Source organism: Marinicella meishanensis, assembly GCF_019931145.1.
Classification (GTDB): Bacteria; Pseudomonadota; Gammaproteobacteria; order Xanthomonadales; family Marinicellaceae; genus Marinicella; species Marinicella meishanensis.
The window spans coordinates 307361-329008 of sequence record NZ_JAIOUV010000005.1 but is presented as its reverse complement, the minus strand read 5'-3'; the positions used below and the strand labels follow the sequence as shown (position 1 = coordinate 329008).

The 21648-nt window shown below is 51.1% G+C and carries 25 protein-coding genes; 17 read left to right on the top strand and 8 right to left on the bottom strand.

Going from position 1 to position 21648, the window contains the following annotated elements; translation table 11 throughout:
- Positions 1-17 precede the first annotated feature (17 nt).
- Positions 18-833 (top strand): FHA domain-containing protein, encoded by an 816-nt coding sequence (locus K7G70_RS10855; protein WP_223788661.1) that lies wholly within the window; start codon positions 18-20, stop codon positions 831-833.
- A gap of 63 nt (positions 834-896) precedes the next feature.
- Here K7G70_RS10855 and K7G70_RS10850 read toward each other — a convergent pair whose 3' ends face one another.
- Together K7G70_RS10850 and K7G70_RS10845 are read right to left on the bottom strand one after the other, a co-directional pair.
- Entirely contained in the window at positions 897-2453 is a 1557-nt protein-coding gene (locus K7G70_RS10850; RefSeq protein ID WP_223788660.1) for a serine hydrolase domain-containing protein, read from the bottom strand.
- A gap of 87 nt (positions 2454-2540) precedes the next feature.
- A complete protein-coding gene (locus K7G70_RS10845; protein WP_223788659.1) occupies positions 2541-3986 on the bottom strand; it encodes a diguanylate cyclase domain-containing protein in 1446 nt (481 codons plus the stop codon).
- Between the two features lie 276 nt (positions 3987-4262).
- Here K7G70_RS10845 and K7G70_RS10840 point away from each other — a divergent pair, with 276 nt between their 5' ends.
- The 10 genes from K7G70_RS10840 (at position 4263) to K7G70_RS10795 (ending at position 13421) form a co-directional block, all read left to right on the top strand.
- Positions 4263-5066, top strand: coding sequence for an enoyl-CoA hydratase-related protein (locus tag K7G70_RS10840; protein ID WP_223788658.1), 804 nt, complete (start codon positions 4263-4265; stop codon positions 5064-5066).
- On the top strand, positions 5063-6538 hold the full coding sequence (locus tag K7G70_RS10835) for a 3-hydroxyacyl-CoA dehydrogenase (protein ID WP_223788657.1): 1476 nt from the start codon (positions 5063-5065) through the stop codon (positions 6536-6538). Before K7G70_RS10840 ends, K7G70_RS10835 begins: the two co-directional genes overlap by 4 nt.
- Positions 6535-7746, top strand: a complete 1212-nt coding sequence (pcaF, locus tag K7G70_RS10830) for a 3-oxoadipyl-CoA thiolase (protein WP_223788656.1) — start codon at positions 6535-6537, stop codon at positions 7744-7746. The genes K7G70_RS10835 and pcaF overlap by 4 nt, the downstream gene beginning before the upstream one ends.
- 72 nt (positions 7747-7818) lie before the next feature.
- Entirely contained in the window at positions 7819-8799 is a 981-nt protein-coding gene (paaA, locus tag K7G70_RS10825; protein ID WP_223788655.1) for a 1,2-phenylacetyl-CoA epoxidase subunit PaaA, read from the top strand.
- Between the two features lie 8 nt (positions 8800-8807).
- Positions 8808-9080: a 1,2-phenylacetyl-CoA epoxidase subunit PaaB gene (gene paaB, locus K7G70_RS10820; RefSeq protein ID WP_488801382.1), complete on the top strand. Its 273-nt coding sequence runs from the start codon at positions 8808-8810 to the stop codon at positions 9078-9080.
- Between the two features lie 11 nt (positions 9081-9091).
- Complete coding sequence (paaC, locus tag K7G70_RS10815; protein ID WP_223788653.1) at positions 9092-9844, top strand: 1,2-phenylacetyl-CoA epoxidase subunit PaaC; 753 nt, start codon at positions 9092-9094, stop codon at positions 9842-9844.
- Positions 9844-10311 (top strand): 1,2-phenylacetyl-CoA epoxidase subunit PaaD, encoded by a 468-nt coding sequence (gene paaD / locus K7G70_RS10810; protein ID WP_223788652.1) that lies wholly within the window; start codon positions 9844-9846, stop codon positions 10309-10311. Before paaC ends, paaD begins: the two co-directional genes overlap by 1 nt.
- Positions 10304-11356 carry a 2Fe-2S iron-sulfur cluster-binding protein gene (locus K7G70_RS10805; RefSeq protein WP_223788651.1) on the top strand — a complete coding sequence of 351 codons (1053 nt, stop codon included), beginning with the start codon at positions 10304-10306 and terminating at the stop codon, positions 11354-11356. The genes paaD and K7G70_RS10805 overlap by 8 nt, the downstream gene beginning before the upstream one ends.
- Positions 11357-11361: 5 nt before the next feature.
- Entirely contained in the window at positions 11362-12615 is a 1254-nt protein-coding gene (locus K7G70_RS10800) for an arginine deiminase (RefSeq protein WP_223788650.1), read from the top strand.
- Positions 12616-12674: 59 nt separating this feature from the next.
- The gene (locus tag K7G70_RS10795; protein WP_223788649.1) at positions 12675-13421 is read left to right on the top strand and encodes a hypothetical protein; all 747 of its coding nucleotides are present in this window, start codon (positions 12675-12677) and stop codon (positions 13419-13421) included.
- A 72-nt stretch (positions 13422-13493) separates the two neighbouring features.
- On the opposite strand, the gene K7G70_RS10790 is transcribed toward K7G70_RS10795, so the two are convergent.
- Both K7G70_RS10790 and ubiA read right to left on the bottom strand, forming a co-directional pair.
- A complete protein-coding gene (locus K7G70_RS10790) occupies positions 13494-13964 on the bottom strand; it encodes an Hsp20 family protein (RefSeq protein WP_431310021.1) in 471 nt (156 codons plus the stop codon).
- Positions 13965-14085: 121 nt separating this feature from the next.
- On the bottom strand, positions 14086-14943 hold the full coding sequence (gene ubiA, locus K7G70_RS10785) for a 4-hydroxybenzoate octaprenyltransferase (protein ID WP_223788647.1): 858 nt from the start codon (positions 14941-14943) through the stop codon (positions 14086-14088).
- 115 nt (positions 14944-15058) lie between these two features.
- Between ubiA and K7G70_RS10780 the strand changes: the two genes are divergently transcribed.
- Positions 15059-15520, top strand: a complete 462-nt coding sequence (locus K7G70_RS10780; protein WP_223788646.1) for a tRNA (cytidine(34)-2'-O)-methyltransferase — start codon at positions 15059-15061, stop codon at positions 15518-15520.
- A gap of 24 nt (positions 15521-15544) precedes the next feature.
- Here the strand turns inward: K7G70_RS10780 and K7G70_RS10775 are convergent, their stop codons facing one another.
- Genes K7G70_RS10775 through rhlP form a run of 3 tightly spaced genes read right to left on the bottom strand, consistent with a single transcriptional unit; the run spans position 15545 to position 17555 of the window.
- The gene (locus K7G70_RS10775; RefSeq protein ID WP_223788645.1) at positions 15545-16174 is read right to left on the bottom strand and encodes a CAP domain-containing protein; all 630 of its coding nucleotides are present in this window, start codon (positions 16172-16174) and stop codon (positions 15545-15547) included.
- On the bottom strand, positions 16153-16749 hold the full coding sequence (locus K7G70_RS10770; protein WP_223788644.1) for a hypothetical protein: 597 nt from the start codon (positions 16747-16749) through the stop codon (positions 16153-16155). The genes K7G70_RS10775 and K7G70_RS10770 overlap by 22 nt, the downstream gene beginning before the upstream one ends.
- The gene (gene rhlP / locus K7G70_RS10765) at positions 16749-17555 is read right to left on the bottom strand and encodes a rhombotarget lipoprotein (RefSeq protein ID WP_223788643.1); all 807 of its coding nucleotides are present in this window, start codon (positions 17553-17555) and stop codon (positions 16749-16751) included. The genes K7G70_RS10770 and rhlP overlap by 1 nt, the downstream gene beginning before the upstream one ends.
- Before the next feature lie 122 nt (positions 17556-17677).
- Here rhlP and K7G70_RS10760 point away from each other — a divergent pair, with 122 nt between their 5' ends.
- From K7G70_RS10760 to K7G70_RS10740, 5 genes are all read left to right on the top strand, one after another.
- Positions 17678-18433, top strand: a complete 756-nt coding sequence (locus K7G70_RS10760; RefSeq protein ID WP_223788642.1) for a helix-turn-helix domain-containing protein — start codon at positions 17678-17680, stop codon at positions 18431-18433.
- A gap of 2 nt (positions 18434-18435) precedes the next feature.
- Complete coding sequence (locus tag K7G70_RS10755; RefSeq protein ID WP_223788641.1) at positions 18436-19797, top strand: pyridoxal phosphate-dependent decarboxylase family protein; 1362 nt, start codon at positions 18436-18438, stop codon at positions 19795-19797.
- 105 nt (positions 19798-19902) lie between these two features.
- A complete protein-coding gene (locus tag K7G70_RS10750) occupies positions 19903-20226 on the top strand; it encodes a hypothetical protein (protein ID WP_223788640.1) in 324 nt (107 codons plus the stop codon).
- 54 nt (positions 20227-20280) lie between these two features.
- Positions 20281-20424: a hypothetical protein gene (locus K7G70_RS10745; protein ID WP_223788639.1), complete on the top strand. Its 144-nt coding sequence runs from the start codon at positions 20281-20283 to the stop codon at positions 20422-20424.
- Between the two features lie 9 nt (positions 20425-20433).
- Positions 20434-20700, top strand: a complete 267-nt coding sequence (locus tag K7G70_RS10740) for a YcgL domain-containing protein (RefSeq protein ID WP_223788638.1) — start codon at positions 20434-20436, stop codon at positions 20698-20700.
- Between the two features lie 60 nt (positions 20701-20760).
- Here K7G70_RS10740 and K7G70_RS10735 read toward each other — a convergent pair whose 3' ends face one another.
- A complete protein-coding gene (locus K7G70_RS10735) occupies positions 20761-21612 on the bottom strand; it encodes a PPK2 family polyphosphate kinase (RefSeq protein WP_223788637.1) in 852 nt (283 codons plus the stop codon).
- Between the last annotated feature and the right edge of the window lie 36 nt (positions 21613-21648).

The following is a 21648-nucleotide window of genomic DNA, read 5'->3' as shown; positions in this document are numbered from 1 at the left end:
TTTAACGGGTCATACTTATGAAATTACATTTTCCTCATGGTGATCATGCAGATGTGGATTTGCAATCCGGTCAGTACACCCTTGGCAGCTCTGAACAGGCTGACATCAGAATTGAAGACAAAGGCTTGGGTTCCATCCATGCCACCATCACCGTCGATGGCAGTGATTGTTCGGTCAGCGTCGACAATGAAGCCCGTTTGATTTCGGTCAATGGTAAGTTGGTCAAATCGTCCAAAGAAGTTCGGGAAGGTGACTTGTTGATTGCGGCCCAGGTGCACATGAAAGCGATGCCATCAGGTGCCGTTGAAGAGGAAGAAGACGACAACCGCACCCGGGTCAGAATGGCCTTACCCAAATTCATCCTGCGTGGGGTGTCCGGTGCTTACTTTGGTAAGACTTATCCCTTGCGAGGTTCAACCATCATCGGCCGCCATTCAGAATGCCACATTTGTGTCAATGCCGATGGCATTTCTCGCAAACACGCGCAAATTGATGCCGAGGCCACGGGCTTGGTGGTGACTGATTTGGGTTCTTCCAATGGCACTTTCGTCAATGGCAAAAAAGTGGAAAAAGCCGACTTGAGCGTGGGCGATGAGTTGAAACTCGATAACATCCGTTTCCTGGTACAAACCCCGGGCATGACCGATCCGGCGCTGGAAGGTGCCAGTAAAGACAAACCAGCCAAATCCTCCCCCACTGCGCAACATGCAGTGCCAGCTGACTCCGGTGGCGGCGGGGGTATGTTGAAATGGGTCATCACCATCTTGGTATTGGGTGGTGCCGTGGCCGGTGCCTGGAAAATGGGTTATTTGAATGGCTTGTTGGGCGGCTGATTCAAGTCCAGCCAGGCCAACGACAACAACAAAAAAAACGGGCTCAGGCCCGTTTTTTTTGGTTCAATGAATGTAACCCAAGGGTTGGGCCTTACGCTGTGATTGTTGTTTGGCTTGGCTGTTGGATGGCAAGCAATTGCCAAAAGCGGCGGTGATGCGCGACAAGGGGATCTCGCCCGCGACCCCTTCTGAATCTGAATTGAATTGAAACAGACCGGTTGTACAACCATGAATGACCAAGCTACCAGACCCCCAAACCCCCAACTCGGGTGCGGTGCCCTCAACAAATTGGCCCCCGCTTGTGGTATAGATGGTGAATTCTGCCAAGGTGTCTTGCACCGTTCCTTGAAAAGTGAACCAACGCTGGCCGCCACCGGTGGCGTCGTAGGTGTACCAAAAGCCAATGATGGTGCTGTTGTCATTCAATATCTGGAAATCAATGCCCTGGCCCGAATTTTCCGGCCAATGCCACGAACCATTGTAGTCATGGGTGAGGGGCACCGGGGTGTCTTCCCGATCATAAGCCAGCAACAATTGCTCGCGCATGACGGTGCCAATGCCCGGTCCTGAGTAACCGTAATCATCTGCGGTGGAGACGATGACACTGTTCAATGCCGGCAGCACCATGATGAATTGTCGGCCATAGCCATTGGCGTAATAGGCATCGGTGCTCTGTGCCGCGTCATCGACAAAACGCAGCGTCCACCATTGGTAGCCGTAACCGCTGTACTCATCAATGAACACGTCACCATCGCTGTTGCCGTCGCTGTACCTCTGCACCGACTGCTCAATCCATTCCTGGCTTAAGATTCTTTGTCCTTGCCACTGGCCGCCCAGCCGATACAATTCGCCAATTCTGGCCATGTCCAGGGGCCGCAGCCACAGACCAAAGCCCAAGGGTTCGATGCCAAATGGAAACTCGGTGATGCCTTGTCCTTGGGCGCCGCCGCCGTCGATCAATTCCCAATGGGTGTCTTCGATGCCCAATGGAATGAACAATTCATTGGTGGCAAAGTCATAAACGTCTTCGCCAGTGGCCTGTTGCAAAATAGGACTCATCAATGAAGAATGACCGGTGCTGTAAGCAAATTTGAGATCAGGAGCGCGCACAATGGGCCACTGCAGGGCATGGCGGTACCAGTCACTTTGCTGCAACATTTGCGAGAGGGGGTTGTTGGGGGTGCCGTAGGGCACGCTCCATTCATCCCAGCCATAGCCATGGCGTTGGGTCAATAAATCATGCAGGGAGATGGCATTGGCCTGGTTGATATTGGGGATGTCACTGTATTGTGGCAGGTAATTCATCATGGGAGCATTCACATCGATGTCAGCTCCTTGGTATTGGGCGATGCCCAGCAATACCGAGCCAACACTCTTGGTGACTGAATAAACCGGCCTTTTTTCTCCTTGGTTGCCAAAATACCGCTCGGTCACCAAATACCCATCTTTGATGATTACCAGTGACCGAATGGCCCCATAGTTACCTGATTCGATCATGTTGATGGCGGCATTGATGTGGGTGACATCCATGTTCACCTCTGCCGGCGTGGCCTCAGGCCATGTCTGGGCAGAAGGGGTGGCGATCCATAAACAAAGCAAGCAGCGGACGATCTGGCGCATGGCAAAGCTCAAATAAAAACATCATAGCATACTTCCGACTGTCTTCGTATAATCCAAAAATGACTGAAATCCACAGCAACTGTTTAATCAAGAACCCATTTTCTGCGCGGTGATGATTTGGTTGCGGCCATTGGCTTTGGCCTGATACATGGCCCGATCAGCCCGTTCGATGCATTGCATGATGGATTCATCGGCTTGTTTACTGGCAATGCCAAAACTGCACGTGATGTGACCCACCGGATCGATGGACAGGTCATCCAAGGCCTGCTTGATTTCCAGGCACAAACGCCTGGCACTCAGTTCGTTGGTGTCCTGACACAGGATCACGAATTCTTCGCCGCCCCAACGGATGAACACATGCTTGTCACCCAACAATGGGCGAATGGTGGCGGTGAGCTGTTTCAAGACGCGGTCTCCAACTTGATGACCAAAACGGTCATTGATGGATTTGAAATGGTCCAAATCAAAGAACACCATGCAAAATGAGTTGGAATTGATTTTTTTGCTGGACAGGCGTTCCAACAATTGGTTGAAATAGTGGCGATTGTGGATTTGGGTCAACAAATCATGGTTGGTCAAAAACACCAGTTCTTGGTTGGTTTCGGTCAAGGCTGCTTTCAAGGACTGCAATTCTGCATTTTGAGCCAGCAACTTTTTGTTCATCTTGCGGATCAACAAATGGTACATGATGCCAACCAACAAGATCAGACTGAAACCCAAGATCACTTGCCTCAGGAGTTCTTGGTTGCTGTTGTCGATCAGGGTGATGTCATTCCAGTTTTTGTGCATGGCAATGCGATCGGCTTCACTGATCTGGGCAATGAACTGGTTGATCACCGGAATCAAAGCCTGGTGCGAGGGCCTCACGCCAACCCGCAACAAGTCTTCGGGACCGACCCAGCCAGCGATCTTGACTTCATTCAAACCATTGGCTTGGATGTGGTTATTGACCGACAGCATGCTACCAATGAACACGTCCACTTGCTCATCGATCACCGCTTGGATGCCGGCCAATTCATCCGTTACTTCCAGGTAGTCGATTGCTGGGTAATGTTGTTGCACATAACTGGTGATGCGATAACCGGCAGTCAGTGCCACTTTGCGACCATCCAAATGGTCCAGGCTTTGCAAAAAGGGTTCATCACGCAAAGAAATCAGGACATTCGGCGAGCGGTACCACACATCGGTAAAATCCAAAAACTCATCCCGTTCCTCGGTGTGGTTCAGCATGGGTGTCATGTCACATGAGCCGTTGCGCAGCAACTCAATGGTGTGTAACCAGTTTTTGCTTTTCACCCATTGCAGCTGCAGGTCAGTGCGTGCTTGCAACAGCTGCACGAAATCTGCCGAAATGCCTTGGTGTTTGCCTTGGATGGCACTTTCATAGGGAAACCAGTTGGGGTCAATGCAATAGCGCACCACAGCTGGGATCGATGGGTCGACAGCTGCGGTTATCGGTTGGGCCACGGCGGCAGGCGTCAACAGAGACAGACCCAGCCAAGTCCAAAACAGGAATACACAGACTTTACACACAATCATCAGTTTAAAAGAAAGGACCTGCAATGTAAATCAAAGACACCGTCATGGTTTGATTGGCGTGGTTTGGTACTTGTCTGGGTCTTGGCCGCAAGAGCCGTCACTGACTGTGTCAAATTTTGTCCATGTAGTCAAACTTTTACGCGGCTTATTGGAGGTGAAAAGTGACCTGATTGAATCCGGCGACTGGCAAAAAAAGCGCGGATCCGAATGAATGAAGTGACAAAACTAACGTATAATATTGCGTTGATAAAATTGACCACTGGGGCCCCCATGACAGACCTGTCTAAAGATTTAACCACCATCACCTACCACAAAGTCGATCAAGTCGTCACCATCACCCTCAATCGCCCCGACAAACTCAACGCATTCAATGACCAAATGCATCAGGAATTGTTCTTGGTGCTGAATGATTTGGTCAATGACAGTCAAGTGCGTTGTGTGTTGTTGACCGGGGCTGGCCGGGGCTTCAGTGCCGGTGCCGACTTGGGTGAGCGCATCACCCAACCCGGCGAGAAAACCGACTTGGGTGAAAAATTGGAAAATGGCTTCAACAAAAACCTGCGCTTGTTGAAATCCATTCAGGCACCGGTGGTTTGTGCGGTCAATGGGGTGGCCGCCGGAGCTGGGGCCAACATGGCCTTGAATTGTGACATCGTGGTGGCCAAGCAATCGGCCAAGTTCATCCAGGCATTTTCTTCCATTGGCTTGATACCTGATTGTAATGGGACTTGGATTCTGGCCAAATTGATTGGTTTGGCCCGGGCCAAGGCCATCACCATGTTGGGCACACCCGTTGCCGCCGCAGAAGCCGAACGCATTGGCATGATCTACCAGGCCATTGAGGACGATCAATTTGAGGACCAGGTCCAAGCCTTGGTGCAACAGCTGGCCAACCGCCCAACCCGGGCTTTGTCCTTCATCAAGAACATTTTTGATGAATCCTATTCCAACCGCTTTGGTGAGCATTTGGATCGCGAACGGGATGTGCAGCGGGTTTGTGGTCTGAGTGATGATTTTGCCGAAGGGGTGGCCGCATTCAATGAAAAGAGAACCCCGGAATTCAAAGGTCGATGATGGGTGAAGCGATCAAACAAGTGGGCGTGATAGGGGCTGGTACCATGGGCATTGGCATCGCCGAAGTGGCGGCCAGCCATGGTCAGCAGGTGGTGCTGTATGACGCCCAGGAAGGCTTTGCCGAACAGGCCATGGCCCAGTTACAAGAGCGCCTGAAAAAGCGGGCGTTCAAAGGCAAGATCAGTCAGGAACAAATCACCGAATGGCTGGCACGGATTGAGCTGGTTGATGATTTGGCCCATTTCAGTGCATGTGATTTGGTGGTGGAAGCGATCACCGAAGATTTGGCCATCAAACAGGCTTTGTTCAAACAATTGGAAATCATCACTTCCAGCTTGGCTTTATTGGCCACCAACACATCCTCCATCTCGATCACCGCCATAGCAGCGGGCATGCAGGACCCCAGTCGTTTGTTTGGCTTGCATTTTTTCAATCCCGCACCGGTCATGAAGTTGGTTGAATTGGTCTCTGGTTTGTTGACCGACCAGGCCCACATTGAACAAGCCACAGCAATCTGTAAATCCTGGAAAAAAATCCCGGTCAAAACCCAGTCTTCTCCGGGTTTCATCGTCAACCGGGTGGCCCGTGCTTATTATGGTGAACCTTTGAAAATGTGTCAGGAGCAGTTGCTTGGGCACCGACAAATCGACGCCATCATGAGCGAAGCGGCTGGCTTTCGCATGGGGCCATTTGAGCTGATGGATCTGATTGGCATCGACATCAATTATGCCGTCAGTCAAACCGTCTATCAAGCCATGCACAACGACCCCAGATTCAGACCTTCTCTGATCCAGCAAGAGATGGTTCATGCCAACACCTTGGGTCGCAAGACCGGTCAGGGTTTTTATTCGCATGCCGAAGGTGCAGCCAAACCCAAACCTGAATACATCCACAGTGATGCCGAATTTGATTTGCTGACGGTGCCTGAAGAGATGACCCATTTCAGTCGCATGTTTTGTGAATTTGAGCATGACCAACGCAAGTGGAAAGGCGATGAAGTGGTGGTCAGTGGTTGTCGCATCAAACCGACCGATGGTCGCTTGGCCAAAGACTTGGAAGTGGCACTCAATGGCCCCGTCTGTTTGGTCGACCTGTCATTTGATTACCTGAACAGCCAATCGGTCAACGTGTGTTTCAGTCCCGGTGTCAATCAGTTCATGCGCAATCGCATCGTGGCCCTATTCAACCACATGGGCAAACAAGTGATGGTTTGTCCTGATCAACCGGCCATGGTGGCCCTGCGCACCATCGCCATGCTGGTCAATGAAGCCGCTGATGCGGTGTTCAATGGGGTGTGTTCTGCCCGGGATGTGGACCTGGCCATGCGTTATGGGGTTAATTACCCCAAAGGCTTGTTGGCTTTTGCCGAGGAGTTGGGTTGGTCACAGATTGCCCAGGCCCTGGAACACTTGCATCAATGGTTTGGCGATGACCGTTATCGCCTGTCACCATACATCAGGAATTTAGCATGAATCGGGTGTTTATTTGTGACGGCATCAGAACGCCAATTGGACGCTACGGTGGTGGTTTGTCTGCCGTCCGGCCAGATGACCTGCTGGCCCATGTCATCAGTACTTTATTGGAACGCAATCCCAGCTTGCCCAAAGACGACATCGATGACGTGATCGCCGGTTGCGCCAACCAGGCCGGAGAAGACAACCGCAATGTGGCGAAAATGGCTGCTTTGTTGGCTGGTTTGCCCACCAATGTGGCTGGCATGACGGTCAATCGCCTGTGTGCTTCCGGCTTGGATGCGGTGGCCATGGCCGCCCGCACCATCGCCTTTGGTGATGCCCGGGTGATGATTGCTGGCGGGGTTGAGTCGATGTCCAGAGCGCCCTTGGTGATGCCCAAAGCCGATGCGGCTTTTTCCAGAAAGGCTGAAATCTTTGACACCACCATCGGTTGGCGTTTCATCAACCCGCGCCTGCAACAGATGTATGGCACCGATTCGATGCCTGAAACCGGAGAAAACGTGGCTGAGAAATTCAAAGTCAGCCGCGAAGATCAGGACTTGTTTGCCTTCCAAAGCCAACAGAAAACCGCCGCTGCCCAACAGGCCGATGTGTTCAACGCCGAAATCGTGCCGGTGAGCATTCCGCAGCGCAAAGGTGAACCGGTGGTGGTGGCCAAAGACGAACACCCCAGGGCCGACACCCGATTGGAAAAACTGGCGCAATTGGGCACGCCGTTCCGGGCCAATGGCACCGTGACGGCTGGCAATGCATCCGGGGTCAATGATGGGGCTTGTGCGCTGCTGGTGGCTTCCGCCGAGGCCGTTGCAGCCTATGGCCTGACACCGATCGCCGAATTCATCGGAGCCAACGTGGCCGGCGTCGATCCAGACGTGATGGGCATCGGTCCGGTGCCTGCCACCCAACAATTGCTGCAGCGGTATGGTTTGGGTGTTGCCGACCTGTCGGTGATTGAGTTGAACGAAGCCTTCGCTTCACAAGCATTGGCGGTGTTGCGCCTGTTGAAAATCGCCGATGACGATCCTCGGGTCAACCCCAACGGTGGCGCCATTGCCCTGGGTCATCCATTGGGCATGTCTGGTGCCCGGCTGGCGTTGACGGCCAGTCGCCAACTGCAACGCACCGGCGGCACCTATGCCTTGTGCACCATGTGCATTGGGGTGGGGCAAGGCATGGCCATGTTGTTGAAATCTGTGGATCATTGATTTTGATGAAAAAATCACCATGAAACAGGTAACATCAGCGCTATTTTTACTACACAAGATGAAGAGAATGACATGTATTCACAAGGTTTAACCGATGCCAAAGGGCAAGCAGAACCCGAAGAGTTGATGGCTGAGTTTCAGGCCAAGATTGATCGCGAGGAAAAAATTGAACCGCGTGACTGGATGCCGGAAGCTTACCGCAAAACTTTGATCCGGCAAATGTCACAGCACGCCCATTCTGAAATCGTTGGTCAATTGCCTGAAGGCAACTGGATCACCCGAGCCCCCACTTTGAAACGCAAGATGATCTTGTTGGCCAAAGTGCAAGACGAAGCGGGCCATGGTTTGTACATCTATTCGGCCACCGAAACCTTGGGGGTCACTCGCGACCAGTTGACCGATGAGTTGTTGACCGGCAAAGCCAAGTATTCCAGCATTTTCAATTACCCGACCCCTTCGTGGGCGGACATTGGGGCCATTGGCTGGTTGGTGGATGGGGCAGCCATCATGAACCAAGTGCCGTTGTGTCGGGCTTCTTATGGACCTTATGCCCGGTCCATGATTCGCATTTGTAAAGAAGAGAGCTTTCACCAGCGACAGGGCTATGAAATCATGACCGTGCTGGCCCGCGGTAGCCAAGCACAAAAAGACATGGCCCAACGCGCGTTGAATCGCTTTTGGTGGCCGGCGTTGATGATGTTTGGGCCGAGTGACAAAGATTCTACCCATTCAGCCCAATCAATGCAGTGGAAAATCAAGCGCTTCACCAATGATGACCTGCGGCAAAAATTCATCGACGCCACGGTGCCGCAAGCCGAACATCTGGGCTTGACCGTGCCTGACCCTGATTTGCAATGGAATGAAACCACGGGACATTATGACCACGGCGAAATTGATTGGCATGAATTCATGCAGGTGATCAAAGGCAATGGCCCGTGTAACAAAGAACGCATGCAAGCCAGAATCAATGCCCACGAAGCCGGTGCTTGGGTGCGCGAAGCGGCCCAAGTGTTTCAACAAAACCAAGCAAAAAGCAACAGCGAGGCTGCCTGATGTCAGAAATGAAATTGTACGAAGTGTTCATCCGCGCCAAGTCGGGTCTGAACCACCGCCATGTGGGCTCATTACACGCCAGTGATCCTGAAATGGCGCTGCTCAATGCCCGCGATGTTTACACCCGACGGCAAGAAGGGGTCAGCATCTGGGTGGTTGAGGCGGAAAAAATCACGGCCTCAAACCCAGCCCAAGAACACGAGTGGTTTGATCCCGCAGAAGACAAAGTTTATCGCCACCCAACCTTCTATCCATTGGATAAAGAAGTGGAAAACATGTGACCGGACCAGATATGCAAAAAGATTTATCACAATACACGCTGCGCTTGGCTGATTCGGCCTTGACCATGGGGCAGCGCTTGGCCGAATGGTGTGGCCATGGACCTTATTTGGAAGAGGACGTGGCATTGACCAATGTGTCTTTGGATTTGATTGGTCATGCGCACATGTTTTATCAAATGGCAGGGGCCATGCAAGAACCGGCTGTCACGGCCGACGATTTGGCCTTTTTGCGCGATGCCCATGAATACCGCAATCCATTGATCACCGAGTTACCTCGGGGCGATTTTGCTTACACCACCTTGAAGCAATACTTCATCGATGTGTTCAATCTGTATTTGTACCAAGCCATGGCCACCTCGACCCATGAAGAACTGGCCGCGGTGGCGAAAAAAGCCGGGATGGAAGTGAAATACCACCTGGCCCGCAGTGAAGCCTGGTGTGAGCGCCTGTCGTTGAGCACCGATGAGGCCAAAGCCCGCATCCAACAGGCCCTGGATGATCTGTGGTTTTACACCCCGGAATTGTTTGAAACGGATGCGGCCATGCAACGCCTGACCGCCGCTGGGGTGGCTCCTGATTACGCCACAATCCAACAACAGTGGCAACAACGGGTGGAGCCATTCATGGCACTGTGTGGCTTGACCTTGCCGCAAGCAGGTTGGGTGGCCACCGGTGGTTTGCAAGGTGAACACACCGAACACCTGGGTTTTATGTTGGCGGAAATGCAATTCCTGCCTCGAGCATACCCCGGTTGTGAATGGTGATGGCCAGCCCATCAAAAGCCCAAATATTCCAATGGCTCGAAGCCGTCAAAGATCCTGAAATTCCGGTCATCAGCATCCGTGATTTGGGCATCTTACAGGGCATTCGGGTGGCTGATGGGTCCGTGTCTGTGGACATCATTCCCACCTATTCAGGCTGCCCGGCCATGTATGCCATTCAAGCCGACATCAAACAGGTGCTGCAGGCCCATGGCATAGAACAGGTGTCCATTCAATTGTGTCATGAACCGGTGTGGAACACCGACATGATCACCGAGCAGGGGCGAGAATCCATGCGGGCTTTTGGCATCGCACCGCCATTGCAGGCTGACCAACGGACAGTGGCTTGTCCGCAATGCGGATCCACCGAAACCACATGTATCAGCCAATTTGGCTCCACGGCTTGTAAAGCCTTGTACCGCTGTGAGGCTTGTTTAGAACCCTTTGATTATTTTAAATGCCATGCATAAATTCCATTCACTCGTCATCAAACAAGTCCAGCCCCAACCCCATGCGGTGATCTGGACCTTGTCCATTCCAGAGTCATTATTGGCAGAATTTGCTTGCTTGCCAGGTCAACACCTCACCTTCAAAGCCACCATCAATGGCGAAGAATTGCGCCGCAGTTATTCGGTGTGTTCAGCGCCTTCCCGTACCGGTGAAATGGACGTGTTGATCAAAGCCGTAGACGATGGTCGCTTCTCCCAAGCAGCCCAACTGATGCAGCCAGGCAACACCGTTGAGGTGCTGCCCCCATCGGGTCATTTTGTGTTGGAACCCAAAGAAGGCGGGCGCTACGTGGCGTTCGCCGCCGGTTCTGGTATCACCCCGGTGATGGGCATGATCCATGCCGCCTTGGAGCAAACCAACACGGCCCAGTTTGTGTTGTTCTTTGGCAACAGCAAGACCAGTGACGTGCTGTTGCATGCAGACATTGCCGCTTTGAAAGACCGTTATGGCGCCCGTTTCAGTGTGCACTTCTTTTTAACCCGACAAAAAGTCGATATGCCCTTGTATCATGGCCGTTTTGATGCGCAAAAAGTCAACGAAGTGTACCGCAGTTTCTTACATAGCTGGCAAGCAGATGGCTACTATGTGTGTGGACCGGGTCCGATGATCGATGTGGTTTGTGACACTTTAGCCAATTTGAACATCGCTCCCGAGCTGATTCACAATGAACGCTTCCTCAGTGACGGACAAGAAATCACCTTGGCTGAAAAAACCATTCAAGAAGATGCCGGGGTTACGGTCACCATCGACGGGGCCAATCACGAGTTCAATTTGGTCGCCGGCACCCAGGCCACTTTGTTGGAATCGGCCGAATCGGCTGGGGTGGATTTGCCATTCTCTTGCAAAGCCGGCGTCTGCGCCACCTGTCGTTGTAAACTGGTTGAAGGCGAGGTTGAAATGATCAACAATTACTCCTTGGAAAAGTGGGAGACCGATGCCGGTTATATCCTCAGTTGCCAATCGGTGGCTCGCTCAAGTACAATCCACATCTCTTTCGATGAGTGACCCCCATGTCCGACGCCAAAATCTCCAATTACTCTGAAATCGGCCCCCTGAATACGGTGATCATTCACCAGCCTGGTCCGGAAATGGAAAACATGACCCCAGAAACGGCCCATGAGGTGTTGTATGATGACATCCTGACTTTGGATCTGGCCTTAAAAGAACACGCGCAGTTGTCTGGTGTGCTCAAAAAAGTCACTAAAAATGTATTTGAATTCAGTGGATTACTGGCGGATGTTCTGGAAGATTCTAAAGTCAAATTGGATTTGCTTCAGGATGTCTGTTCCTTGCATGGGCACAATGAGTTGGTTGATGATTTGATGGCCTTTGACGCCAAAGATCTGTCGGCCCAATTGTTTCAAGGCACCTTGTTGAAGAAAAACACCTTGGAGCGTTACCTCAGTCCCTCGCGCCACGCGATCCCTCCATTGCCCAATGCGTTCTTCACCCGCGATGCGGTGATGTGTGTGTACGACAAACCCATCATTGGCTCCATGGCCCACCGGGTGCGCCTGACCGAAGCCTTGTTGTTGAAATCAATTTTTAACAACCATCCCATGCTCAAAGGCCAGGGGTTTCACCTCGATGGCACCCAACGTCAGAGCGAAGAGTTGACCATCGAGGGGGGGGATTTGTTGGTGATTCGCGATGATTTGTTGGTCATTGGCTATTCGGAACGCACCTCGGCCCGAGCCATTGACCGGTTGGCCGGGAAATTGTCTTTGGGACGTGAAAACCTGGACATCGTCGTGGTGGAGTTGCCCAAAATACGCGCCACCATTCATTTGGACATGATCTTCACCATGTTGGACGTTGACACCGTGATGAACTTCCCGCCATTGATCACCGGTGCCGGTAAATGCAAAGCATTCCACATCAGCTGTACCAACGGCAAAATCAATTACATCAATGAATATTCCGGGTTGCCCAAAGCCTTGAGGAATTTTGGTCTGGAACTGAATTTTGTCAATTGTGGTGGAGACAACCCATTTTCACAAGAGCGAGAACAGTGGACCAGTGGGGCCAACTTTTTCACCTTTGCACCTGGTCACATCATTGGCTACAAACACAACAAAGCCACCATGGAAGCCTTGGATCAAGCCGGCTTTGCCATTATTGATGCCAATGACATCATCAGTGGTGCCCAAGCCATGCCGGCTGGCAAAGCCGCAGTGGCCATGGATGGATCCGAATTGTCCCGTGGTGGTGGCGGCTGTCGTTGCATGACCATGCCGGTGCATCGAGAAGCGGTTGATTGGTGAAAGTTGTTATTGGTTACCGACATTGAGTCGGCATTCTGCCATTTGATGCAATCACAAAAATGAAAATTAATTTTACTATCAACAATTCAAATATGCTGAATTTTGATCACCAAGTGATTGCAAAAGATTTCAGTCAGCAGTTGCAAACCTTCCTGCAATTACCTTTGATGTCTGAGTGGTTGGGAGATGTGGATTGGGTAGATGTTGATGTTTGGGTGTGGTTTGATGGTGCGACTGGGTTTGGAAATCATCCCTATGTTGAATTGGACTCCGAACACCAAGAACATGCCTGGGGATCTATCAATTGTAGTTTGTCTTTTGAGAGTATATATATTGACCAGAACCATGAATTATTTGCTGAAAAACGTGACCAATTGGCAAATCATTTGATTTCAGCATGCCTGTATATGCTGGCTGATTTTGCCAAACAGGAAAACCAGAATGAAATTGTTGAATGGATAAATAGTCAATATTTATCAGGCCTTCACCAATCTTTTTTGCAAGAATTGACAGAAGGTCAAGAGAAATTCAGCACTCAGAATGAATTGATTATGGTTCTTTCTTTTCCCACTCAAGGTAAATTAACTCCCAAATCAGAAGACTATGCACTCAAAGATGAGTTGGTTGATATAATTGATGATTGCTTGAAGGATCAAAATGTTGGTTATGTGGATGGCTGTCAAATCGGTGGTGGCAGCATTGAATTATTTTGTGCTATCGAAGACTTTGAAGAAAATAAACAGCTCATTATTAATTTCCTGAAAGCGAGGCAGTTGCTTTTACCATCTAAATGTTACATAGAATAATCCATTAAAAACAAAATTAAAAAGGCCTGCAATGCAGGCCTTTTTTCTATTCATCTGTTGATCAGTCGAAGATCAGGCAACGTCTTTGTTGCTCTTAACAATTTCTGGTTTTTGTTCCAGGGTTTTTTGCTCGGTGCCAATGGCAATGGTGCGGGGCTTCATGGCTTCTGGAATCTCACGCTCCAGATCAATGTTCAACAAGCCATTGACCATATTGGCTGATTTAACATTCACATGGTCTGCCAATTGAAATCGACGTTCAAAAGAACGGGTGGCAATGCCGCGATGAATGAATTTGCCTTCGACGTCACCGTCTTTTTTGCCTTTGACGGTCAAGGTGTTTTGTTCGGAAGTGATTGCCAAATCTTGATCACTGAAACCGGCCAAAGCCAAGGTGATGCGGTAATTATTTTCGTCAATGCTTTCGATGTTGTAAGGCGGGTAGCTGGGGGCCTGGTCAATGCGATTGGCCTGGTCCAACAATTGGGCCATGCGATCAAAACCAATGGACGTGCGGAATAAAGGGGTTAAATCAAAATTCATCATATTCTCCTGTTTAAGCAATATTCAATTTTTATTGACCTGCCATTCTCAAGGGCCAGGTCGGGTCATGGCTCGATCCCGTCATCGGCGATCAAGCTCAAAGACAATGTATGAATGGCTTTCAGGATTTCAAGAGAAAATGCAGCAAAATTCCGCTGAAAATCACCAGTCCCACCCAGTTGTTGTGGAGGAATGCTTTGAAACAGCGGTCTTCTTGGCGACTGAGGATCAAAAACTGCTGGTAGACAAACATCCAAAGCACCGTGATCACGGCCAGAAAATAGGGCAAAGAGAATTCGGCTTGTTTGCCAAACAAAAACAAGGCCAAAACCATCATCAACTGGATGATGCCAATGATCACCCGGTCCAGATCGCCAAACAGGATGGCGGTGGACTTGACCCCGATTTTCAAATCATCGCGGCGGTCAACCATGGCATAAATGGTGTCATAGGCGGTGGTCCATAAAATGTTGGCCACAAACAGCAACCAGGCCAATTGGGGGATGGTGCCGGTGACTTCGGCATAGGCCATGGGGATCGAAAAGGAAAACGCGATGCCGAGATAAACTTGCGGTAAATAGGTGAGCCGTTTCATCAACGGATAGGTGATGGCGAAGAAGGCCGCCACCATGGCCAGCAGCACGGTCAGTTGTTGTAAAAACAACAGCAACATCGCCGCCCCCAGCATCAATGCCACAAACAGGACCCAGGCACTATTGACCGACAGCTGTTGTTGGGCCAATGGGCGGTGTTGGGTGCGTTTGACCTGTCCATCATATTTGCGGTCGGCAATGTCGTTGACCACACAACCGGCCGACCGCATGAGGAAAACACCCAGGGTGAAGATCAAGAATGTGTTGAAATCGGGGTGACCATCGCTGGCTGACCACAAGGCCCACCAAGTGGGCCACAACAGCAACAGGGTGCCGATTGGGCGGTCCATCCTCATCAACAACAAATAAGGTCTGATTGAATTCATGACTGAGAAATTATGCTTGGATTTGGATGCCTATTCTATCTGGAAATCTCATCCCATGTCAGCTGTCATGGCGCAGGTGATTCAGCTAAAATAAGTACTTTTTGCTGATAAGCCTATGCTGCACATCGCATTGTACCAACCTGAAATTCCGCCCAACACCGGCAACATCATCAGATTGTGCGCCAACACCGGGGCGCAATTGCATTTGATCCATCCACTGGGTTTCGATATGGAAGTCAAAGCCCTCAGACGGGCCGGTTTGGATTATCACGAGTGGGCCGAGGTGAAACAATATGCAGATTTCGCCCAATTCATGGAACAAGCTGAGTTTCCAAGGGTGTATGCATTGACCACCAAAGCCACTGATTACATGCAAACGGTGACTTTTGCTGCAGGCGATTGCTTGCTGTTTGGCCCAGAAACCAGGGGCTTGCCCGATGACGTGCTCAACAACCCCGCCATCCATAACATCCGGGTGCCGATGCGCCCCGACAGTCGCAGTTTGAACCTGTCCAACACCGCGGCCATCGTGCTGTACAAGGCTTTGGCTGATTTGAATTATCCGAATCTGTTATGAGTCAAGCCGCAGTAATGGCCTGGATCAATTCCATTGCCGTTTCACCCGATTGCGGTAATGCCGTTCTCTGATTTCGCCGCGTTTGCGTTTTTTCTTGCTGATGACCGGTGGTTCGACCTCAATCACCGGATCTTGTTTCACGGAATTTTTCTTCTCTGTGGCAATGATCACCACCCAATAATGTTGGTGGTTGGTGGCTGGGTCGTTCAGATAAGCCACACCGATTTGGTCTTGTTCGCGAAAGAAGGCATCTTCACCCAGCAACAACATGCGGTGAGGCTTGCTGTTCAAAAAATCAGTTAACACCTGTTGCACCGTTTCTTCGCCGCCGGCCAAGGCCTCCACTTGATTGCCAAACATGGGGTATGTGGGTGGCAATTGAAAGCCATGATGTCGCAATAATTGATTCGGTGCCATGCGACCGGCATGGTGCCAGATGTCCTCATTGGCGTGGATGTGCCCGGCTTTGATGGCGGCAATGGCACTCAATTTGGCGCTGCACTGTATGGTTTGACGCTGTTGTTGTGGGTGGGCTTGGATCAGCTGGGCCAATTGGCGGGCCAGTGGATCGTTGCCGCAATCTTCGGCGGTCAGCGACTTGGCACCGTTGGTGATCATGCCCAGGGCCAAAATCAAGACGAGTTTTCGTGACATGGCTTTGGTGACTGTTTCTGGTTTCGCATGGTCTTTATTTGAACACAGATCAGGCTGCTCATCAATCCTGCCATGAAACCAATCCAATGCGCGATGCCCATTGGCATCCACACTTCAGGCGCGGTGGCGCGAAGGGGTGAACTGACTTGCAGGTGGGTCAGCAAAATCAACAGCATCACCCCACAAACCCACCATTGCTGGCGTAGCATCAGGTTCAACACATAACAGCCAGGGATGACGTATAACATGGCGGAAAAACCCAAATAGGCTTCAATGCCATGCCATTTAACAACAGCAGCCGTGGCCACTACCGTGAGCCAAAACCCCAGCAGCCAATGGCTGATGCGCACCGGGAACAAATACAACAACAACCCCATGGCCACCACATTGCTGCTCAAATGCTGCCAGCTGTGGTGACTCAAATGGGTGGTCAACAGGGTGTGGATGGGTGATTCATTGCCGTTCAAGTAGGCCGTGTCTGGGGATGGCAGGCCAAAGCGAACTGCGACCAAGGTCAAAGTGGCAGCCACCAGGCCAAACCATGGCCAGTGACTGTATTCCCTGGTTGCCGACATCACCCACTGGTCCGGCAACGGGCCCAACACAAGCCCAATAACAACAGCAACATCCAGCGGTCTATGGCCATGGAGTAGCCGGGTCTGGCCTCCACTTTGATGTCGTCGTTGGGGTCTTTGGCCCGTAACCGTTCTTCAAACAGATACAATGCTTGATTCAAGTTGCCACTGAGCATGGTCATGGCGGCGGCAAAGTCTCGGTTTTGGTGTTTGCTGTATTGGTTGGCGGCATAGGCCTCGGCGCCACCACCGCTGGACCCTTGGGTGCCAGCCGCCCGGAATAACAAGCGTTTGGTGTCCAGGTCAATCAAGGCCATGTCAATCAAGGTACTGACATCAAACTGTGTACCTGGAAACAGGTAGCTGCCCACGATGGTCAAATAAGTCACCGACAACAAATTGTCTTGGCGATTGACGATTTGATCATAGGAGACCAGGGCCATCACATCCAATTGATACAGTTGCTTGATTTGCTGCAGTTGATCGCCACTGCCACGATGACTCAAATACATTTGCGGGATGATTTGGATGTCTTGGATGTAATGGCGACTGGAAAACTCTTGTTTGATGGCATTCAGCAGTTCCAATTTCAGGCGTGGATCGATGGCCCGGCCGCCGCCTTGGGTGGGTACATAGGCCAGACCAACCCGCAATGGCAGGCGCAAAGTGGGGGACCTGATGTCTTTGGGTATGTTGCCGTCGGGATACAAGAAGTTCACCAGACTGGTGGTTTTTTCATGCCGCACCCGCTCGGGTCCAAATATCGAACAAGACGACAAGATCAGGGTGACGATTAACAAGCTCATCTGACGCATTTTAAATCCTCGGTTAAACGTGGCCTTCAATATAGATTGGGTGCCAAAAATTGCCAGCTTGTGGTGGCATTGGCGCTATAATCGACACCGAAGTTCAACATAGCGAGACTTTCATGTCGCAAATCCAAACCATCTTGCAGGCGGTCAAAGGCTTGCTGAAACAACACAAAATCAATTATGCGCAAGTGGCCAAGCACCTGGAATTGTCAGAATCCAGCGTCAAACGGTCATTTTCACAGGGGCACATCAGTTTGGATCGGTTGATCAAGGTGTGTGAGTTGATGGACATGGAGTTAGTGGACTTGTTGCAGGTGATCAGCAATCAGACCAATGACCTGGTGCAATTGACCGAGGCGCAAGAACAGTTGATGGTTTCTGATGTGAAATACCTGCTGGTCACGGTTTGTGTCTGTAACCATTGGTCGTTCGACGAAATTCACCAGACCTATCAAATCGAAAAGCCTGAATTGATCAGCATGTTGTTGCAACTGGAACAAACAGATTTGCTTGAACTGAAGCCCAACAACGTCATCAAACTGAAGGTTTCGCCCAATTTTCATTGGATTGAAAATGGCCCCATCCAACGGTTTTTCGAGCAACACATCCAAAATGATTTTTGGCAAAGCCAATTTGTCGGGCCAGGTGAAATCCGCTTGTTGGCCAATGGCATGCTCAGCAAGGCGTCCAATGAGGCCATGCAGAAACACATCAACCGACTCAAGCAACAATTCACCTTGTTATCAGAACAAGACCAGCACCTGAAAATGGAACAACGGCACGGCACCACACTGTTGATCGGCATGCGGCCTTGGGAAATGAAGTTGTTTGCCGATTTGCGGCGCTACCAAAACCTCAAAATTTACACGTGATCATGAAAGAACTGTATCAACAGGCATTCACCTATGCCACCGAATTTATCCACATGGCCAACCACGCAGCGATTCAGGTCAGTGACCAAGACCGCGAAAACCTGGCACACTTGGATGTGCCTTTGGCCGAGCAGGGCATGGCGGCCAGTGAGGTGTTGCATGAGTTGCATCAATGGGTGTCGCCGGCCACCATGAAAATGGGATCGCCGCGGTTCTTTGGCTTTGTCATTGGTGGCGCCTATCCCGTCAGTGTGGCCTCCAGTTGGTTGGGCACCGCCTGGGATCAAAACACGGGATTGGAAAAAACCACCCCTGGGGTGGCCATGCTGGAAAAAGTCTCGGCCCGCTGGATGCTGGAGTTGTTGGGCTTGCCCGCGAGCAGTGCCACCGCCTTTGTGACCGGTGCCACGGTGGCGAATTTCACGGCTTTGGCCGCTGCCCGCAATCAAGTGTTTGCGCGGGCTGGTTGGGATGTGGAAGCCGATGGTTTGATTGGGGCGCCTGATTTACACATCATCATTTCAGCCGAATCACATCCCACGGTCTATAAGTCACTGGCCATGCTGGGCTTGGGCCGCAATCGGGTCACCAAAGTGCCCACCGATGATCAGGGCCGCATGCGGGTGGATCAAATGCCCGCCATTGAGGGCAACACCATCATCATCACCCAAGCAGGGAACATCAATTCCGGCGCTTTTGATCCGGTGGGTAAAATTTGTCAGCTGGCGGCGGGTAAAAATGCCTGGGTGCATGTGGACGGTGCGTTTGGCTTGTGGGCCATGGCCTCTGCCAAGTACCGTCACTTGGGATCTGGATTGGAGCTGGCTGACTCATGGGCCACCGATGCCCACAAATGGCTCAATGTGCCGTATGATTCTGGTCTGGCATTTGTGAAAAATGAACACGCCCTGAAAGCAGCCATGGCCATCACCGCGTCTTACTTGCCGACCGAAAATGCAGGGCGCAACCCATCCGATTACACCCCCGAATTGTCCCGCAAAGCCAGGGGAGTTGATGTCTATGCGGTGCTGCGGTATTTGGGGCGGTCAGGCGTGGCTGAATTGGTCGAACGCTGTTGTGATTGTGCCCGTTACTTTGCTGAGTTGTTGGTGCAAGCCGGCCACGAAGTCCTCAATGATGTGGTGCTGAATCAAGTGGTGGTGAGTTTTGGTGACGAAGCCATCAATCTGGCCATCTTGGATGCGGTGCAAAAAGAGGGGACTTGTTGGGTCGGTCAAACCATCTGGCGTGACCGGCTGGCCATGCGCATCAGTGTGTGCAATTGGCAAACCGATCGCCCAGCTGTGGAGCAAAGTGCCCAGGTCATCATCGGGGTGGCGGCCAACCTCAAACAAACACCCTGACACCACTGAGAACTGTTTCACAATTCTCCATGATCGGCGTTAATGGTTGGTTCATGCCTTGCCTATAGAATGGAAGCATGTTTGATCTATTATGGTAGCTGTGAGATGAAAAAGTTAATTGTATTGAGTGGTTTGATGATGAGCAGCATGGCGCTGGCTCATGAGCAGGAACCAAGCCCGCAACCGCCGGTGAATGATTTGATTCATCATGAAACCATCGTTTGTGATGCCAAGTCTGGTTGTGAAGTGGTGTGTCGCCAACCAGGCGATCGTTGGAATTCATATTTGAAAACCGAAGGCAACATCGAAGTCACGTATTTCTTGACCAGTGGCGTGCGCCAATTGAAGGCCGATATGGGTAATGGTGAGTTCACCATCTTAGACACCCACCCAGAACTGCAGTCTTGTCGCATCACCGGGGTTCGATAAACCTGGGCAAATCAGGTAAAATCAGCAGCTCTGTGTCTTTCATGGGAGTTGTTGATGACCTTATGTCCATATGCCTTGGTGGCAGGCTGTGAAAAATGCCCCATCTTAAAAGTGTGTCCGCTGAAAACCGTGATCGGTAATCAAGCCAAACCCAAGGACCCAGAAAATTCTCCCAAGCAAACCCCAGCGGATGAATGAGGTCAGTTGATGAATTGTACTGTGTGGCGTTCTGATAAAAAAGCCGGTGTTTACCTGTATCTGGCCGATACGCATGACTGGGAAGCTGTGCCAGCGGCCCTGCAACAATTACTCGGTGGCTGTCAACAGGTCATGCAGTTGAACTTGGACGAACGCGACAAGCTGGCCACTGAAGACATCCACACCGTCAAAACCAATTTGGCGGAGCAAGGTTATCATTTGCAAATGCCACCACGCAACCACGCAGGGGTGATTCACTACGGCAGCCGTAAGTGACCCGGGCCTGCCCATTGTGCGGCGTCAAACGCCTGCTCTTGCGCAAACAATACCCCTGAATCAATCCGGTTGGTGGTTTTTGACCAGTTCGTCAATCAAAGCCAAATCATCGGCATCATAGGCCGGCAAAGTGGGGTATTGGCAGCCCATGCCCTTGAGTTGTTGTTTGACGATTTCTGACACCAAAGCCCGCATCACCGGTTTGTCGTTGGCCGGGATCACATACCAGGGGGCGGCCTTGGTGGAAGTCTGTTGCAGCATGGTCTTGAAGGCCTTTTGGTAGGCATCCCATTGGCGGCTTTCCCGCAAATCACCGACATTGAATTTCCATTGTTTTTCCGGGGTGGCATAACGTCGAATGAAGCGTTGGTGCTGGGTGGTTTGGTCCACATCCAGGAAAAATTTCACCACCCGGGTCCCGGAGGCCACCAAATGGGCTTCCACTTGGTTGATGTAATCATAGCGTTGTTGCCAAAACGCCTTGTTGGGTTTTTGGGTGATGCCCTGGGCCTTGAGGTATTCCGGATGGACTTTGACGATCAGGGTTTCTTCATAATAGCTGCGATTGAACACCGTCATTTGACCTTTGGCCGGAAACTGCGAATAACAGCGCCACATGAAATCATGGGCGGCTTCCAACTTGCTGGGGGACTTGAATGAAGCCACCTTGAAATCTGCCGGGTCGCATTGCTTAAAGACATTGCGAATGGTGCTGTCCTTGCCGGCGGCGTCCAATGCTTGAAAAATAAACAGCACAGCCTGTTGGCCTTCGGCTTTCAATGCCTCCTGGTGGCGGCCGATGAGTTTGGCATTTTTTTTCAGGTCGATTTGATTGGTGTGGACAAAGTCATTGGCTTGTTGTTGGGTGGGGCGGGTGGAATTGAGGTGTTTAAATACTTTGGTTTTTGGCATAATTGAACACGGTGACTGCTGTGGTGGTTAACATCA

Coding starts and splice junctions, on each gene's coding strand:
- K7G70_RS10745 (WP_223788639.1), top strand. CDS start 20,281: ATGACCTTATGTCCATATGCCTTGGTGGCAGGCTGTGAAAAATGCCCC.
- K7G70_RS10735 (WP_223788637.1), bottom strand. CDS start 21,612: ATGCCAAAAACCAAAGTATTTAAACACCTCAATTCCACCCGCCCCACC.
- K7G70_RS10740 (WP_223788638.1), top strand. CDS start 20,434: ATGAATTGTACTGTGTGGCGTTCTGATAAAAAAGCCGGTGTTTACCTG.
- paaA (WP_223788655.1), top strand. CDS start 7,819: ATGTATTCACAAGGTTTAACCGATGCCAAAGGGCAAGCAGAACCCGAA.
- paaC (WP_223788653.1), top strand. CDS start 9,092: ATGCAAAAAGATTTATCACAATACACGCTGCGCTTGGCTGATTCGGCC.
- K7G70_RS10805 (WP_223788651.1), top strand. CDS start 10,304: ATGCATAAATTCCATTCACTCGTCATCAAACAAGTCCAGCCCCAACCC.
- K7G70_RS10750 (WP_223788640.1), top strand. CDS start 19,903: ATGAAAAAGTTAATTGTATTGAGTGGTTTGATGATGAGCAGCATGGCG.
- K7G70_RS10790 (WP_431310021.1), bottom strand. CDS start 13,964: ATGAATTTTGATTTAACCCCTTTATTCCGCACGTCCATTGGTTTTGAT.
- rhlP (WP_223788643.1), bottom strand. CDS start 17,555: ATGAGCTTGTTAATCGTCACCCTGATCTTGTCGTCTTGTTCGATATTT.
- K7G70_RS10775 (WP_223788645.1), bottom strand. CDS start 16,174: ATGTCACGAAAACTCGTCTTGATTTTGGCCCTGGGCATGATCACCAAC.
- K7G70_RS10755 (WP_223788641.1), top strand. CDS start 18,436: ATGAAAGAACTGTATCAACAGGCATTCACCTATGCCACCGAATTTATC.
- K7G70_RS10840 (WP_223788658.1), top strand. CDS start 4,263: ATGACAGACCTGTCTAAAGATTTAACCACCATCACCTACCACAAAGTC.
- K7G70_RS10795 (WP_223788649.1), top strand. CDS start 12,675: ATGAAAATTAATTTTACTATCAACAATTCAAATATGCTGAATTTTGAT.
- K7G70_RS10800 (WP_223788650.1), top strand. CDS start 11,362: ATGTCCGACGCCAAAATCTCCAATTACTCTGAAATCGGCCCCCTGAAT.
- pcaF (WP_223788656.1), top strand. CDS start 6,535: ATGAATCGGGTGTTTATTTGTGACGGCATCAGAACGCCAATTGGACGC.
- paaB (WP_488801382.1), top strand. CDS start 8,808: ATGAAATTGTACGAAGTGTTCATCCGCGCCAAGTCGGGTCTGAACCAC.
- ubiA (WP_223788647.1), bottom strand. CDS start 14,943: ATGAATTCAATCAGACCTTATTTGTTGTTGATGAGGATGGACCGCCCA.
- K7G70_RS10850 (WP_223788660.1), bottom strand. CDS start 2,453: ATGCGCCAGATCGTCCGCTGCTTGCTTTGTTTATGGATCGCCACCCCT.
- K7G70_RS10770 (WP_223788644.1), bottom strand. CDS start 16,749: ATGTCGGCAACCAGGGAATACAGTCACTGGCCATGGTTTGGCCTGGTG.
- paaD (WP_223788652.1), top strand. CDS start 9,844: ATGGCCAGCCCATCAAAAGCCCAAATATTCCAATGGCTCGAAGCCGTC.
- K7G70_RS10835 (WP_223788657.1), top strand. CDS start 5,063: ATGATGGGTGAAGCGATCAAACAAGTGGGCGTGATAGGGGCTGGTACC.
- K7G70_RS10760 (WP_223788642.1), top strand. CDS start 17,678: ATGTCGCAAATCCAAACCATCTTGCAGGCGGTCAAAGGCTTGCTGAAA.
- K7G70_RS10855 (WP_223788661.1), top strand. CDS start 18: ATGAAATTACATTTTCCTCATGGTGATCATGCAGATGTGGATTTGCAA.
- K7G70_RS10780 (WP_223788646.1), top strand. CDS start 15,059: ATGCTGCACATCGCATTGTACCAACCTGAAATTCCGCCCAACACCGGC.